At 63.9% G+C, this 14,841-nt stretch carries 15 protein-coding genes and 1 pseudogene; 7 read left to right on the plus strand and 9 right to left on the minus strand.

All coding sequences use genetic code 11. The annotated features are described in order from the left end of the window. Window positions 1-3: 3 nt before the first annotated feature. Entirely contained in the window at window positions 4-432 is a 429-nt protein-coding gene (locus Q0687_RS15535; RefSeq protein ID WP_298878148.1) for a CBS domain-containing protein, read from the minus strand. A 188-nt stretch (window positions 433-620) separates the two neighbouring features. Further along, window positions 621-1,433 carry a rhomboid family intramembrane serine protease gene (locus tag Q0687_RS15540; protein WP_298878150.1) on the minus strand — a complete coding sequence of 271 codons (813 nt, stop codon included), beginning with the start codon at window positions 1,431-1,433 and terminating at the stop codon, window positions 621-623. Window positions 1,434-1,900: 467 nt separating this feature from the next. Between Q0687_RS15540 and Q0687_RS15545 the strand changes: the two genes are divergently transcribed. Then, on the plus strand, window positions 1,901-2,449 hold the full coding sequence (locus Q0687_RS15545) for a PAS domain-containing protein (RefSeq protein WP_298878152.1): 549 nt from the start codon (window positions 1,901-1,903) through the stop codon (window positions 2,447-2,449). A gap of 19 nt (window positions 2,450-2,468) precedes the next feature. On the opposite strand, the gene Q0687_RS15550 is transcribed toward Q0687_RS15545, so the two are convergent. After that, a complete protein-coding gene (locus Q0687_RS15550) occupies window positions 2,469-2,858 on the minus strand; it encodes a hypothetical protein (protein ID WP_298878155.1) in 390 nt (129 codons plus the stop codon). A gap of 143 nt (window positions 2,859-3,001) precedes the next feature. Between Q0687_RS15550 and Q0687_RS15555 the strand changes: the two genes are divergently transcribed. Beyond that, window positions 3,002-3,505 carry a GNAT family N-acetyltransferase gene (locus Q0687_RS15555; RefSeq protein ID WP_298878156.1) on the plus strand — a complete coding sequence of 168 codons (504 nt, stop codon included), beginning with the start codon at window positions 3,002-3,004 and terminating at the stop codon, window positions 3,503-3,505. 18 nt (window positions 3,506-3,523) lie between these two features. Here Q0687_RS15555 and Q0687_RS15560 read toward each other — a convergent pair whose 3' ends face one another. Next, window positions 3,524-5,503 carry a DEAD/DEAH box helicase gene (locus Q0687_RS15560; protein WP_298878157.1) on the minus strand — a complete coding sequence of 660 codons (1,980 nt, stop codon included), beginning with the start codon at window positions 5,501-5,503 and terminating at the stop codon, window positions 3,524-3,526. Window positions 5,504-5,829: 326 nt separating this feature from the next. On the opposite strand from Q0687_RS15560, the gene Q0687_RS15565 reads away from it, so the two are divergent. Continuing rightward, window positions 5,830-6,570, plus strand: coding sequence for a metallophosphoesterase family protein (locus tag Q0687_RS15565; RefSeq protein ID WP_298878158.1), 741 nt, complete (start codon window positions 5,830-5,832; stop codon window positions 6,568-6,570). A gap of 33 nt (window positions 6,571-6,603) precedes the next feature. After that, window positions 6,604-6,957: a cupin domain-containing protein gene (locus Q0687_RS15570; protein WP_298878161.1), complete on the plus strand. Its 354-nt coding sequence runs from the start codon at window positions 6,604-6,606 to the stop codon at window positions 6,955-6,957. 11 nt (window positions 6,958-6,968) lie between these two features. Here the strand turns inward: Q0687_RS15570 and Q0687_RS15575 are convergent, their stop codons facing one another. From Q0687_RS15575 to Q0687_RS15585, 3 genes are all read right to left on the minus strand, one after another. Beyond that, a complete protein-coding gene (locus Q0687_RS15575; RefSeq protein WP_298878164.1) occupies window positions 6,969-7,481 on the minus strand; it encodes a hypothetical protein in 513 nt (170 codons plus the stop codon). 110 nt (window positions 7,482-7,591) lie between these two features. Then, the gene (locus Q0687_RS15580) at window positions 7,592-8,005 is read right to left on the minus strand and encodes a VOC family protein (protein ID WP_298878166.1); all 414 of its coding nucleotides are present in this window, start codon (window positions 8,003-8,005) and stop codon (window positions 7,592-7,594) included. A gap of 100 nt (window positions 8,006-8,105) precedes the next feature. After that, complete coding sequence (locus Q0687_RS15585; protein ID WP_298878167.1) at window positions 8,106-9,257, minus strand: zinc-binding dehydrogenase; 1,152 nt, start codon at window positions 9,255-9,257, stop codon at window positions 8,106-8,108. Between the two features lie 202 nt (window positions 9,258-9,459). On the opposite strand from Q0687_RS15585, the gene Q0687_RS15590 reads away from it, so the two are divergent. From Q0687_RS15590 to Q0687_RS15600, 3 genes are all read left to right on the plus strand, one after another. After that, the gene (locus Q0687_RS15590; protein WP_298878170.1) at window positions 9,460-10,701 is read left to right on the plus strand and encodes an MFS transporter; all 1,242 of its coding nucleotides are present in this window, start codon (window positions 9,460-9,462) and stop codon (window positions 10,699-10,701) included. A 191-nt stretch (window positions 10,702-10,892) separates the two neighbouring features. Beyond that, the gene (locus Q0687_RS15595) at window positions 10,893-11,504 is read left to right on the plus strand and encodes a PilZ domain-containing protein (protein WP_298878173.1); all 612 of its coding nucleotides are present in this window, start codon (window positions 10,893-10,895) and stop codon (window positions 11,502-11,504) included. Between the two features lie 329 nt (window positions 11,505-11,833). Beyond that, window positions 11,834-12,460, plus strand: a complete 627-nt coding sequence (locus Q0687_RS15600; protein ID WP_298878176.1) for a transglutaminase-like cysteine peptidase — start codon at window positions 11,834-11,836, stop codon at window positions 12,458-12,460. A 125-nt stretch (window positions 12,461-12,585) separates the two neighbouring features. On the opposite strand, the gene Q0687_RS35825 is transcribed toward Q0687_RS15600, so the two are convergent. Together Q0687_RS35825 and Q0687_RS35830 are read right to left on the minus strand one after the other, a co-directional pair. Beyond that, a complete protein-coding gene (locus Q0687_RS35825; RefSeq protein ID WP_363323953.1) occupies window positions 12,586-13,161 on the minus strand; it encodes a tetratricopeptide repeat protein in 576 nt (191 codons plus the stop codon). Window positions 13,162-14,080: 919 nt separating this feature from the next. After that, window positions 14,081-14,836 (minus strand): annotated as a pseudogene (locus Q0687_RS35830) (BTAD domain-containing putative transcriptional regulator); the annotation flags it as partial. Window positions 14,837-14,841 lie beyond the last annotated feature (5 nt).

Here is a 14,841-nt window from a genome sequence, read left to right on the forward strand (position 1 = left end):
GGCTCAGGCCGTCTTGATGTAGTCGCGCAGGGCTTCCTGCTCGGACTCGTATTCGCGCACGCGCCATTTGACAATGTCGCCGATCGAGATCAGCCCGACCACCTTGTTGTTCTCGAGCACCGGCAAGTGGCGGAACTTGCCTGTTGTCATCATCTCCATCAGCTCGGCGACCGTGTCGGTCTCCTTGCAGCTCACGACCTTGCGCGTCATGACCTGGGAGACCGGCTCGTCCAGCACGCCGGCGCCGCGCTCACCGAGCACACGCACGATGTCGCGCTCGGACAGGATGCCCTCGAGCCGGCTCTGGTCCATGACCAGCACCGCGCCGATCTTCTTCTCGCCGAGCAGCTTGACGGCAGCGGCGAGCTTGGCATCGGGCGCGACGCTCAGGATCTGGTGGCCCTTGGTATTGAGAATGGAACGTACCGTCATTGTCGCCTCCCTGAATCGGACCCGTCCGCTTTGCGCGGTCCGGACTTGTTCGCGAGTCTTCAACTAACAGTTTCAGCGCCGGTTTCACGCTCGAGCGCTTTGCGAAGTGCAGCTTCCATGAGCTTGCTGCTTCGGAACATTCTTGACGGGAATGATGGATGAATTCGGGCTGAGCCGCAAGCGCCGCTTCAAATACCGCTTGAAATGTCCTGTGATGACGCATCCGCAGCATCACCGTTTCGCACACGCGGCACAGGATCGAACAGCGCGAACAGCAGCAAGCCTGCAAAGAAGCCACCGATATGCGCTTCCCAGGCAACACCTGCGCTATCGCGTTCGACGCCGATCGCGCCGACGCCGAAGATGATGTTGAGGGCGAACCACACGGCGAGGAAGCCGACGATCCGCCGGTCGCGCAGCGCCTGCAGCAGTGGAAGCGCCGGAACCCTTGCTGCGGTATCGGCGTCCGAACGGCTGAACGACAGGAAGCTGCCGCGCACGAACGCGAACCGGATCGCCGCCGCCATCGCACCCGATACCGAGGCCGATGCGCCGATCATCGGCACCACGGCATGCTCATGGGTGACGAGATGGGCGAGCGCGCCGGCGGCGGCCGTCACCGCCAGGAACACGAAGAAGCGCAAGCCGCCGAAGCGCCGCGCCAGGGCGCTGCCGAATGGCAGCAGCCACAACACATTGAAGGCGAGATGGGTGAGATTGGCGTGCAGCAGCGAATAGGTGACGAAGGTCCAGACCTTCGCACCGGCGCCGCCCGCGAACTGCAGATTGACCAGCGAGGAATCGTAGCGCTTCGGGATGAAGCCGAAGACGTCGATGGTCCAGTTCTCCAGCTCCGGCGGCAGCAACACCCGCAGATGGATCAGCGCCAGCAGCAGGACATAGGCCGTCAGCGGCCACGGCAAGGTCAGGATCGGCTCGCGCGGGGCCTCTTCGAGGACGATGGCGGGCTCGTCCGACGGTGGTTGTGGCGGGGAATCCAAGGCGGTTTCGCTTTCAGGCGCGATCAGGCAACGGTTCTCGAAGCAAGGACTTGGAGATAGTCGCGTTTACCGGCCTTGCGCAAGTGCACAAAAGGAAAAGGCAGGGCCCTGGGAAAAGCCCTGCCTGTCCGTGTCGGCCTTTCCGACGCAACGAGAGAATAAGGTGTATCCCTACCCCTCCCCGCGGCCAGTGACCAAACTGTTTGACGCCCGTGTACAGGCCTCGCCGAGAACCTGGAGAAAGCGGCGAGGCTTGCGACTGCAATCACCATAGCAGGCGTGCGGCGAACGCAAAGCGCATAGTTAATTTAACGTTAACGACGCAAAGGCCGCGCTGCGGATGCCAAAAACGCGTCCGCGGCATGGACGCTGCAATTCCCCTCCTGCACAACATCAAAGGGATCTCGGGTGCGCTGAAGCGGGACAGCTTTGTCCCATGAGGTTGCGCCGAGAAGTAAGCGTCGATCATGAAGCATCCATCGAGCAGCGCGTTCTTCGCGTATTGGGACAAGAAGCGCGGCAGCGCGCGGGCCCCTGACCGGGCCGATATCGACCCGGCCGCCGTGCGCGAGCTGCTGGGCGACATCTTCGTCCTGTCCTGCGAGCCAGGCTTTCCGTTCCGCGTCGCCGGCACCCGCCTCTGCGCGCTCGCAGGCCTCGATCTCAAGGACCAGGGCTTTGCCACCTTGTTCACCGAGGCGAGCCGCGGCGAGATCGAGGAGATCACGACAATCGTCGCCGACGAGACCCTGGGTGCGATCGCCGGCCTCACGGCGCAGCGCGAGGACGGCAGCAAGGCGCATCTCGAGCTGCTGCTGTTGCCCTTCAATGCCCGCCCGCATACGCCTGTCAGCGTGACCGGTGTGCTCGCGCCGTTCGAGGATGAATGCGGCGCGCTCGGCCCGTTCACGGTCACCTCCTGGCGCTACCTGCACCAGCCCGAAAAACTGCTGCCGCGCGCGATCCGCAAGCTGCAGATCGCACGCGGGTTGATGGTGTATGAGGGGCTGCGCTAGGCAGCCTCTCTCGTCGTGCTCACGGCATCGCCAGATGCCAGGCGCCGTTCAAGAAGCCGTCGCCAGTGACGTCGCCGGGCTTGGTGTCCTTGGCGAAAGTATAGAGCGGCTTGCCCTTGTGGGCCCACTGCTTGGAGCCGTCATCGCGGGTGATGATGGTGTAGCCGTCGCCGGGCGTGTCGCTGGCCTCAGCCTTCAGCGCCGGCCAGTTTGTCGCACACGGCCCGTTGCAGGCGGACTTGCCGTCCATGTCCTTGTCGAACGTGTAGAGCGACATACCCTTGGCGTCGGTAAGCACGTTGCCCTTGTCGGTCTTGCCGGTCTTGGTCGGCGGTGCGGCGAAGGCCGCGGAGGCGAGCGCGAGCGAGGTTGCGAGCGTGAGTGCGAGGCGGATCGAGGACGTCGTCATGGTATCTCCTGTCATGCAGATGGCTTGCACGAGGTAGGACGCCGCGACCCGCGCACTATTCCTCGTGAGCGGGCAAAGATATTTTTGGCTGCGTAGAGTAACGTCGCGGAATAAATTGCTGACGAAGATACGGGACAACGAAGATGAGCAAGCCTCGATGGCGCCGTGCGCACGCCAGTGATCTCGAGGCGATCAGTGCGATCGCAGCGCGGATTCATCCTGATCTCCCTGAAAGCCCCAGCGTGCTCGCGGAAAAGATGCGGCTTTATCCGGATGGTTGCCGCGTGCTCGCCGCGGGCAACGCCATCGCAGGCTACGGCCTCGCGCATCCCTGGATGCAGCAACGGATCCCGCCGCTCGACCATTTCCTCGACCGATTGCCCGATGCGGCCGACTGTATCTATCTGCACGACGTCGCCGTGCTGCCCGAGGCCCGCGGCGGCGTGGCGCGCAGCTATGTCGCGGAGATCGAACGGCTCGCGCGATCGTCAAGTCTTGCGACGCTTGCGCTGGTCTCGGTCCACGGTACGCGCGTGCTGTGGGAGCGTCTCGGCTTCCAACCCGTCACGCCGGATGCGGCGCTAAGCGCCAAACTCGCGTCCTATGGCGCGAACGCGACCTACATGCTGCGCAGGCTCGCCCCATAGGCCCTGCCCCGCGCCCCCTCAGCCGCGGCGCTTCTTCTTGTTTTTCTTGCCCGACGCACCCGGCCATTCGGTGACCGATGGCGCGTGTTTGGCGTCGCCGGATTTGTTGCCGAATTTCTTGTTTTTCGTCCCGAACGCCGGCTTGCCGGATTTGCCGCCGTCATGAGGCTTTGCGTGGGGCTTGCCGTGCGGCTTGCCCTCGGGCTTTCCCCGTGGCCTATCGTGCGGCTTCCGCTCGTTCGCGTTCCACGGATCGTCGCTGCGGCGGGCAACCTGATCGTCGTCACCGTCATCGCGCTCGCGAGCGCGGATGCGCTTCTCGGCCGGCGCATTCGCTTGCGGCGCGCCCGTCACCAGCTCGATCCGGATGCTGTCCTCCTTGTCCGGTCGCTTGACCTTGGCGGCAAAAGCTTCCGCAACGCGCTCGGAAATCTCGAACTCCGTGGTGGTGTCGCTGATCTTGATCGCACCGATATCGCGCTTGTCGATGCCGCCGCGGCGGCAGATCATCGGTAGCAGCCACCGCGCTTCGGCATTCTTGCGACGGCCGATGGCGGCCCGGAACCAGACCGTCGGCTCCCCCATGACGTGCTTCGCCGACGACTTCCCCGACTTGGCGCGAGGCCGCTCGGAGCGATCATCGCCGTGCGCGGCGCGATGACGATCGTCACGCGGCCGATTGCTTCGTTCGCCCGGATCGATGATGTCTTCCGGCGACGGCAGCCGCGCGCGGTAAAGCCGCGCGAGCGCGGCGGCGATATCTTCCGCTGACCGCTCGGCCAGCAGGGCCTTCGCCAACTCCAGATCGTCCGATGTTGTCTCCTCAGTGAACAACACGTCCTTCATGCGCTCATGATCGAGCTTGCGGATCTCATCCGCCTGCGGCGCCGTGCCCCAATTCGCCTCGATGCCAGACAGATTTAACAATACCTCGGCACGCCGCCGTCGTATCGGCGGCACCAGCAGAACGCTGACGCCCTTGCGGCCGGCGCGCCCGGTGCGGCCTGAGCGATGTTGCATAACCTCCGGATCGTTCGGCAGATCGGCGTGAATGACGAGGTCGAGGCTCGGCAGGTCGATGCCGCGCGCGGCAACGTCGGTCGCGACGCAAACGCGGGCGCGCCCGTCCCGGAGCGACTGGAGCGCCAAAGTGCGCTCGTTCTGCGTCAACTCACCTGACAGAGCCACCACGGAAAAACCGCGCTCCAGCAGCGCTGCCTGCAAATGCCTGACGGCATCGCGCGTATTGCAGAACACCAGCGCGCTCGGTGCCTCGTAGAAGCGCAGCACGTTGACGGCGGCATGCTCGACGTCACCGGGTGCGACCCGGATGGCGCGATACTCGATGTCGGCGTGACCGCCCTCGTCGCCCGCGACCTCGATCCGAAACGCGTCCTGCTGGTACTGTTTGGCCAACGCCACGATGCCGCGCGGGAACGTCGCCGAGAACAGCAGCGTGCGGCGCGTCTCCGGCGTGGTCTCGAGGATGAATTCCATGTCCTCGCGAAAGCCGAGATTGAGCATCTCGTCGGCCTCGTCGAGCACGACGACCTTCAGTTCGGATATGTCGAGGCGGCCCCGCCGCAAATGATCGCACAGGCGGCCGGGCGTGCCGACGACGATATGCGCGCCCGCGGCCAGCTCCCGCTGCTCCCGGCGCGGGTCCATGCCACCGACGCAGGAAACGACACGCGCCCGCGCATGCTCATAAAGCCAGATGAGCTCGCGCTGGACCTGCAGGGCGAGTTCGCGGGTCGGCGCGACGATCAGCGCCAGAGGCGCCGCGGCTTGTGCGAACCGCTCGGCGTCGCCCAGAAGGTCCCTGGCCATGGCAAGACCGTAAGCGACGGTCTTGCCCGAGCCTGTTTGCGCCGACACCAAGAGGTCGCGGTCGACCGCATCCTCGCCGAGCACGGCGAGCTGAACAGGTGTCGGTGAATCGTAATTACGCTCGGCCAACGCACGGGCGAGCGGCGGGGTCAGGGCCGGAAAAGACACGGAATGGAAAACCTTGGTTGGTCCGGGCGCGGAACGGAAAGCCGAGGGGCCCGACCCTGCAATCGCTGCAGAAGGCCCGGTCACACCCATGATGATTTTGATTTGGACGCTCTTTACGCCAGATGCGGCCAAATCGCCATGGCTTTGATGCATGGCATTGGCGACAGGGTGAACGGGTTTGGGAGGCTCGGCCCGGCTCTTTTGGCGCTCTTTTCGGCCGAACGGCGGAGTTTTGCAGCTTTCTCGCCTGAATCGGACGTACCAAGGATGCACCAATGACGCGACAAGTGGACTAAGGTCGGGCAGAGATTGGTAGGAGCACAACGATGCGATTGGCGGTCATTTCCGACATTCACGGCAACCTTGCTGCTTTGGAAGCCGTGCTGGCCGACATCAAGGCGCGTGGTGTCGACAAGACTGTCAACCTCGGTGATTGCGTCACCAGCCCGTTGTGGCCGAGAGAAACGTACGAAGCGCTGCAATCACTCGCCTTGCCGACCGTGCGCGGTAACCACGACCGCTGGATCGAGGAGTTTCCGGAAGAAAAGCTCTCTCCTGCAGGCAGGTACGCGCGCAACGCGTTGACGGCGGAGCAGCGCCTCGCGCTCCATAAGCTGCCTCCGCAGCTACGGCTTGAGAACGGAATCCTCGCCTGCCATGGCACGCCTGACAACGATACGGCGTGCCTGCTGGAGGAATCGCTCGACGACGGCCGCTTCGTGCCAGCTCGCCGCGACGTGCTGGAATCGCGCCTCGCCAGCGAGCCGATGGCGCGCGTGGTCCTGTGCGGCCACAGCCACCGCCAAGCGGCCGTTCATGGACCGAATGAGTGCCTGGTTGTCAATCCGGGCAGCGTTGGGTGCCCGGTGTTCGCGGACATTCCTTTTGCGGCCAAGCTGGAACACCGCTCGCCCCATGCCCGCTATGCGATCATCACACAGCGAAAAAGAGGCTGGCAGGTCGAGCTGTTGGCCCTGGAATATGACTGGGAGGCGGCATCAGCGCGTGCTCTTGCCAACAACCGTCCGGAATGGGCACAAGCCATGTTGGCCGGATACGTGAAATAGCAGCTCGCGTGAGAGCGAAATAACAGGTGAAACATGGCCGACAGCATATCGCTCGCCGACAAGCTCGCGACCTTCAATGACCACTGGTCGCCACGCACAGTCACGACCTTCAACGATTGCGACGTGATGGTGGTGAAGGTGAAGGGCGAATTCACCTGGCACAAGCACGACGACACCGATGATTTCTTTCTCGTCCTGAAGGGTACGCTCGACATCGAGTTGCGGGACCGCACCGTGACGCTCCGCCCCGGCGAGCTCTACGTGGTGCCCAAGGGGGTCGAGCATCGTCCGGTGGCACGCGAGGAGGTTCATCTGATGCTGATCGAACCGATCGGCACGCCGAACACGGGCGACAAGGCGACGGCCGCGTCGCGCAAACTCGCATAGCAGGCGCTGATCTAATCCCTTGATGGCACGAGCCTGCCGGAGCTGCCGGCCAGCCTTGCCTTCGCCCGCACCACAAATTCTTTGGCCACGCGACTGACGGCGCGGATAGCGCGCCAGGCTTCGGTCGCCTGCAACCACGCCTTCATCTCCATGAACTTGCCGTAGGTCCAGGCGAAAGCCGGGATCCGCATCAGCTTGTCGCGCGTCAGGTGAAACAGGCGCTCGACCAGCACGAGCTTGAGCAGCTCGCAACCGACAAACGCCGCCATACCGCTGAGGAACTGACCTGTTGCAACGAGGTATGCTGCCAGCGGCTTGATCGGCTCAAGGATGATCACCGGCACCGAAAACAGCGCGAGCGACGGATAGGGTGGCAGCGACCTGATCCAGGCGCGCAGCCGCTTGAATTCCAGATTCCGTTCAAGCCAACGCGAAATCGGCCGTGCGACGGCCATGAAGACCGCATCCACCAGGAAGTAGATGGCGGCGAGGATATAGGTGACGGGTCTCAGGATTCGCTTCACGATGCACTCTCCCGTGAACCAAAAGCCGGAGACCGGGCTTAAGTTTCGCCTCAAGGTGAATTTCTCGTGGATTCCCTGTGGAACTTTTTGGGCAGGCGACCTGACCTGACTTAGATCTCGGCGTAGATTTCAAGCAGATTGCCATCAGGATCCCTGAAAAACAGCGTGCGATGCCCGAACGGCTGGTTCGTCGGTGGCGACAGAAGCTCAACGCCCTGCCGCACGAGTTCCTCGGCGCAGGCGTCAACGTCGGCTGGGGAGACTTTGAAAGCCAGTTGCAGCGAGGCACTCCCTGCCGGTGTCGGCGCATCAGAGGCCGTGCGGCTTGGTCGCGCCAATGCCAGCGTGTTGCTTCCTATCCCGTACTCGATCCAGTTCGGCGATAGTTCGCGCAGCAGCGACAAGGCGATCACGTCCTCGTAGAAGCGGCGCATCGCGGCCATGTCGCGCACGAAGATGACGGTGTAGTCGATCGCACGGATGGCGCTGAAGGGCGAGCGGGTACGGTTGGGTTCGTTTGCCATGGTCTCGTTTATTCCAACTCTGACGCGTAGCCCGCATGGAGTAACAGCGGAATGCGGGATCGGCGGCCCCGGATTGCGTGGCGCTCGATCCGGGCTACAATCATTCCACCAATTCCGGCCACGGCACGATGGTCGATTTCACCGTCTTCATCGCCATCGCATCCTTGACCGCCTGCGCCACACCCTGCTCGGTGAACGGATAGATCGTCTGCATCTTCAGCCACGGGTATTTGTCGCGGGTGCGGTAGAGCATATCGACGCCGAGCGGCAGGTCGTTGCCGGTAAAGCCCCACGAGCCGAGCACGTTGAGGTCCTTGGTGCAGATACGGTGCCAGGAGGTCTCGATCGAACCGGCGTCGGTGAACTGGCCCATTTCGACATAGGTGCCGCTGTCGCGCAGCATCTCGATGCCTTCGGGGCCGGCGGTCGGGTGGCCCGAGCAATCCATCACGAGATCAGCACCGAAGCCGCCGACGATCTCGCGGACACGCGTGATGCGCTCCTGCGGCGATTTGATCTCCTCGATGTTCACGGTGGCTTCCGCGCCGAACTCACGCGCGAGCTTGAGCCGCGGCTCCTCCGGTGCGCCGACGCAGATCACGCGCCCTGCCCCCATTTCTTTTGCCGCCGCGACCGCCAAAATGCCGATCGGGCCCGAGCCCTGGATCACCACCGTATCGGCCCAGGTGAATCCGCCAGCGCGGGTCGCGCGGTTGAAGGCACGGATGCAGGAGGTCAGCGGCTCCGACAGCGCACCGAGACGCAGCGACATGTCATCGGGCAATTTGTAGATCTTGGTGCCCGGCAGCATGTCGAGATCGACATAGACATATTCGGCCCAGCCGCCCCACATATGCGGCGCCTTGTCGAAGCCGAGATAGCGACCGTAATAGACAGGCGTCAGGCATTTGTTCGCTGTCTGCGGATAATGGATGCAGTAATAGCAGCGGCCGCACGGCATCAGCGGCGGGATCATCACCTTTGATCCGACCTTGAGCGGCTTGCTCATGAAATCCTCGGTGAATTCCTCGCCGCATTCGACGATGACACCGCCGAGCTCGTGACCGAGGGTGAACGGCCACGGCAGCGGCTTCGGCCAGTGACCTTTCAGGATATGCAGATCAGTGCCGCAGACACCGCACGCCCCGATCTTGATCAGCGCGGCCTTCTTGCCGACCTTCGGCCACGGCACCGTCTTGATCACGGGCTCCGAGCCCGGTCCGGCGTGAGTGCATACGCGGATTGAATCCATGGCTGTTTCCTCGCGGCCCGTCTTGTGTTGAATGATTGTGTGGGCTCTGACGGAGCGTATGTGAGGTTCGGCAAGATGCCAACCGCGGCAGCGCGTCGTAGCCCGCATGAAGCACAGCGCAATGCGGGAAAATGGCCACAGCTTGCGCTGCGCTCCATCCAGACTACAGGCGCCTCGGGCGCAATCCTGCCAAGGTGATCGCTTGAACCCCCTCCCCCAGAATCCCTTGGCCGCGTCCGGTTCGTTCGCGGCCATGAAGTCCGTGCCTTACAGGTTGCAGTTCATCGCCTATGTGCTGGCGATGATGGCCGACAATATCGAGCATGTGATCAGCTATTGGGTGGTGTTCCAGAAATTCCACTCGCCGACGCTGGGTGGCTTTGCCGTGCTGTCGCACTGGCTGCCGTTCCTGCTGTTCTCGGTCGTGGTCGGCGGGCTGGCCGACCGGTTCGATCCGCGCCGCATCATCCAGTGCGGCATGCTGCTGTTCATCGTGGCCTCCGCCGGCTGGGGCTTCTTCTTCATCACCGACACGATCCAGATGTGGCACGCGATGCTCCTGCTGGTGATCCACGGCTGCGCCGGCGTGCTGTGGCAGACGCCGAACCAGCTTCTGCTCTACGATCTCGTCGGTCCGGCCGACCTTCCGAGCGCGGTGCGGCTGAATGCGATGGCGCGCTATCTCGGCATCCTCGTGGGGCCTGCGGTAGGCGGCCTCATCATGCTGACGCTCGGCACCTCGCACGGCATCATCTTCAACACTCTGTTCTATTTGCCGATGCTGCTGTGGCTGTTCTGGGCCCCGGTGCGCGACGGCAGCATCGCCGTGCGGCGCTTTGCCGTGCGCGGCTTTGCCGACATCCTGCTGACGATCCGCGCCATCGGCACACAGCCGGTGCTGACGGCGATGACATGGCTTGCCGGCCTCACCTCCTTCATGATCGGCAACGCCTATCACGCGCAGATGCCGGGCTTTGCCGGCGATCTCGGCCATGGCGATCCCGGCGTGTCCTACAGCGTGCTGCTCGCGGCCGATGCCGCCGGCGCGCTGCTCGCCGGCATCGCGCTGGAATCCTGGGGCCGATTGAAGGGCACGCCGAGCACCGCGATCACGCTCGCGATGCTCTGGAGCGTGGCGCTGCTCGGCTTTGCCGCGGTGCAGATCTATCCCGTTGCGATCGTGCTGCTGTTCTGCGCGGGCTTCTTCGAGCTGTCGTTCAACACCATGGCCCAGGCACTGGTGCAGTTGAATGCGCCGGCCGACATGCGCGGCCGTGTCGTTGGTCTCTATAATATGGCGGGACTTGGCATGAGGGCCTTCAGCGGTATTACCGTCGGCGTCTTTGGTGCGGCGATCGGCATCCACTGGTCGCTGGGGTTGTCGGCCGCGGTGCTGCTGGCGCTGCTGGGATTGCTCTATCGGCGCGCGACCAGGAAGGCCTAGGGGCGGCACGGTCGCCGGCTGGGACTGCGGCGGCTCTCCGATCCGGAAACACCGGGATGCAGCCCGCGGGTGTGGCTTTTTGAACGCATTGTGTCCGTCCGTTGTCGCCGCGCCAAATCATAACGCGGCATTAACCCTATGCGCCTTAGGGTCGTCTCGGACTCCGCCAGGCGGGGGGTCGGGTTGTGAAAATGGCGTTGGCGAACAAAAAATTTCTTCCGGCCGCCGAGGAACGTCGGCGTTTCCAGCGGGTGAAGGTGCACCTGCTCGGCCGTTACATGCTGCCGGATCGCCGTGAATTCCCCTGCCAGGTGATCAACATGTCGCCGGGCGGCCTTGCGCTGCTCGCCCCCGGCATCGGCAATGTCGGCGACCGCGTGGTCGCCTATCTCGACCATATCGGCCGGGTCGAGGGCAAGATCACCCGGATCATCGACAACGGCTTCGCCATGACGGTGGGCGCGACGCCGCGCAAGCGCGACAAGCTCGCGGCCCAGCTGACCTGGCTCGCCAACCGCGACATCCTCAATTTGCCGGAAGATCGCCGCCACGACCGTATCATCCCGCGCAACCCGATCGCGGTGCTGACGCTCGAGGACGGCACCAAGATGACCTGCCGCATCATCGACCTGTCGCTGTCGGGCGCGGCGATTGCCGCCGAGAACCGTCCGCCGCTGAAATCGATCGTTCTGCTCGGCCGGGTGCAGGGCCGCGTGGTCCGAAACCTCGAAGACGGCTTCGCGCTCGAGTTCATGCACGAACAGCCGATCGAGACACTCGAAGAGAGCGTTACCGCGCGGTAAAGCGCGACGGCGCCAAACCCCCTGTTTTTCCAGCCCTGAAGGCGGTCTCTGCGATGCAGATGCCGCCTTTTTCGCGTCTCGCTGCGGCCGCAGGCGGTTAACGCGCGGCCTGTTCACACACCCAACCAGCGGTTCCGTCAGCGTTTCCGCGTTAATCGCTACAATTTTAATCAATTGCAGTATTCTCAAATTTTAGTCGATTTCTATTCAAGTATAAATCGAATTCGCCGCCAGTTTTACTTGTATTCGTCTCGACTTGACTTGGCTGACTTAGCGGCAACTCAAAAGCTCCGTGCGAAATGTGGTCCCAACAAGAAACGGGGGCCGCAATGTTGGACTTCAGGGGACAGGGAAAGGCACTGGCGCTCGCCGCCATGCTGTTCGGAATCAACGCGACGGTGCAGGCAGGCGAAAGCCGTCTGCTCTACGCGAGCCTCGGCGACACCACGCGTGCGCCGATCGGCTGGGTCGAGTTTTGTGCAGAGAACGCCGCTCAGTGTCAGAGCGGACCGACGCAGGCACGCGATATCGTGATGTCGCAGACCGCGTGGCGCGACCTGACCAAGGTCAATCGCTGGGTCAACGAGACGATCAAGCCTTTGACCGACCAGGAGCACTGGGGCGTCGTCGAGAAGTGGTCGTTGCCATCAGACGGCTACGGCGATTGCGAAGACTACGTGCTGTTGAAGCGCAAGATGCTGATGGATGCCGGATGGCCCCGCGAGGCCCTGCTCATCACCGTCGTGCGCGACAAGAAGGGCGAAGGACACGCGGTGCTGACGGTGAAGACCGACAAGGGCGAGTTCGTTCTCGACAATCAGAATGAGAACGTCGTCGCCTGGACGGAGACCGGCTACCGCTTCGTCAAGCGGCAGTCGCAGAGCGATCCCAACGTCTGGGTCTCGCTTGGCGATACCAAGCCGGCGGTTTCGACCGCCAGCGCCAGAGATCAGTAGAGACAACGAACGAGTTACGCGACCCGGTCGCATCCCCACCCCTCCCCGTCCCAGACCGGTTCGCGCGCGGCCAGGCTTCCCCCAAAGCCTGGCCGCAACTTTTTTGAGGCTTTCTGTTCCCTGCGCTAGCGGTCTGCCGGAGCGGCGAGAGCGAGTTGCAGGCCGGCGCGCAAGGCCGAGCCGGGATGGCGGCCGAATTGGGTGGCGAGGCCCTTGTTGTCCAGCGATGGCGCGAACATCCTGAGCCTCTCCGCCATCCGGTGCGACTGCTCCACCTCCCCTTCCAGCGCATAGGCCGCGGTCAGTCCGGCCCAGCCACGAGGATAGCGCGGGTTGAGTGCGACCGAACGTTTGAACAGCGTGATGGCCTCTTGATATCTCTTCAATTCAAGCTCGCCATTGCCGGCAAACTCCAGCCAGATCGGCATGATCGGATCGCGCGGGCTAAGCCGCATCGCGTAACGCACATGCGCGAGCCCCTCGGCGGGGCGGCCCGAACGGATCAGCCCGTTGCCGATCTGCGCATGCGCGCTGGCATCGCTGGGGTCGATCCTGATCGCGCGCTCCAGATGCTCCATCGCCTCCGGCAGGGTCGGCAACGTGTTGAGCGCGAGCGCGAGGTAGAAATGCGCATTGCTCGAGTCGGGATCGCGTTCCAGCACCCGGCGCAGGATTTCGATCGCCATCTTGCGATGCGCCATCGAGTCGGTATCCAGCAGCGTGATAGGCGCCGATGCCCGTGAGCGCGCGCAGATTCTGCGGCTCCTTCTCCAACGCGCCCTGAAACAGCGTCAGCGCCTGGCGATAGCCTTCAAGACGGACTTCCGACAGCGCGGCCCAGCCGCGATAGGCGAGCGCGGCGGCATCCGAGCTCTGCGACAGGCGCGAGCTCTCGATCGGCAGCATCTCGAACTGGAGCTCGCGGGCGAGCCGCGCGACAATCTCGTCCCGCAAGCCCTGCCGATCGGCACCGTCGCGTTCGATCCGCGTGCTCCAGATCGACAGCCGGCTCGTCGGATCGACCAGCTCGACATTGACACGCACCCCCTCCTCCTGCCGCCGGACGCTGCCTTCGAGCACGTAGCGGACCTTCAACTCGTGGCCGAGCCTGCCGACATCGATCGCCTGACCGGCGAAGCTGCGTGCTGTTTGCTGCGAGATCACGCGGAAAGACGGCAGGCGGGAGAGCGTGTTGGTGAGATCGTCCGTCAACATGTCGGCCGTGAGCTGGAGATGGTCGTCCGCGACGCCCAGCGTCGTGAAGGGCAGCACCACGATCGGCACGAGGCCATTCGGAAGCATTGCATCACCGCCTGAGGACGGCGAACGCCAGGAATCCCCGGTCTCGGCGGACGGCCCGGCGACAAGTTCCGTGATGTCTGTTTGCTGACGGGCGCGCAGCTCGAACAGCGCGCCCAGGGTCAGGACCAGCACCAAGCCGAATCCCGTCGCCATCTTTCTCGCCAATTGCCAGCGCGCGCTCTCTTTGCGTCCCGCCGCAACCACCGCCTCCAAGGGCGGCGCATTCGAGATGGGAAGAACCGGCGCTGCCGCGCAATCGACGTCAGCCACGCGGTCGGCTTCGGCAGCGCCGGAGCGCAAGCCGTCGAGCATCGCGCGCGTCGCCTTCTCGGGGCCGACGCCGAGCTCGCGCTGCAACAGATCGGCGAATCCGGCGGCGCGGGTCAGCGCCTCGTGCCGGCCGTGATAGCGCGCATAAAGCGCGATCGCGAGCCGCTGGAAATCCTCGCGCAGCGGATCGAGCGCGACGAGCTGCTCGACCGCTGCGATCGCGTCGTTGGGATCTGCGACGAGATCAGGGCGTTCGACAAATGTCGCGCAGAGATGCGCCGCAGCAAGCTGAAGTCGCGCTCGCTGACCGTCCACCCACTCCTCGATCCCTTCCTCGTCAATGTGATGACCGGCGAGAAAGTCGCCGGTCAACAGACGAGCGGCAAGCGCAAGCTCCGCGGCCTGGGTTGATCGCGAGAGCTGCTCGAATTCGCGCGCGTCGATCGACCACAGCTCGCCGTCGAGCCGCACTACCCCCGCGTCGGCGATCACGAGCGACGGGCCAAGATGCTTGCGCAGCAGCGCAAGCGCCTGCCGCAGGCTTTGCCGGGCCTGCTGGTCCGAACAGTCCCCCCACAACAGCGTCGCGAGTTCTTCGCGCTGGGCCGCATAGTCGCGGCTCATCGCGAGATAGGCAAGCAGAGCGCCAGACTTGCGCGTCGGCAGCGCAATCGGAACGGGCGGGTCGTCAAGCGAGCTCACGACGAGGCGGCCAAGCAGCCGCAATCGCATGGTGCTGCGCGATGTCATTTGCGGGCTCACACCGACTCCCTCCCCTGGCGACGGTTGACCCGCTCTTTTCATGCGAT

Origin of the sequence: uncultured Bradyrhizobium sp. (genome assembly GCF_936928535.1) — a bacterium.
In the GTDB taxonomy this organism is placed as follows: domain Bacteria; phylum Pseudomonadota; class Alphaproteobacteria; order Rhizobiales; family Xanthobacteraceae; genus Bradyrhizobium.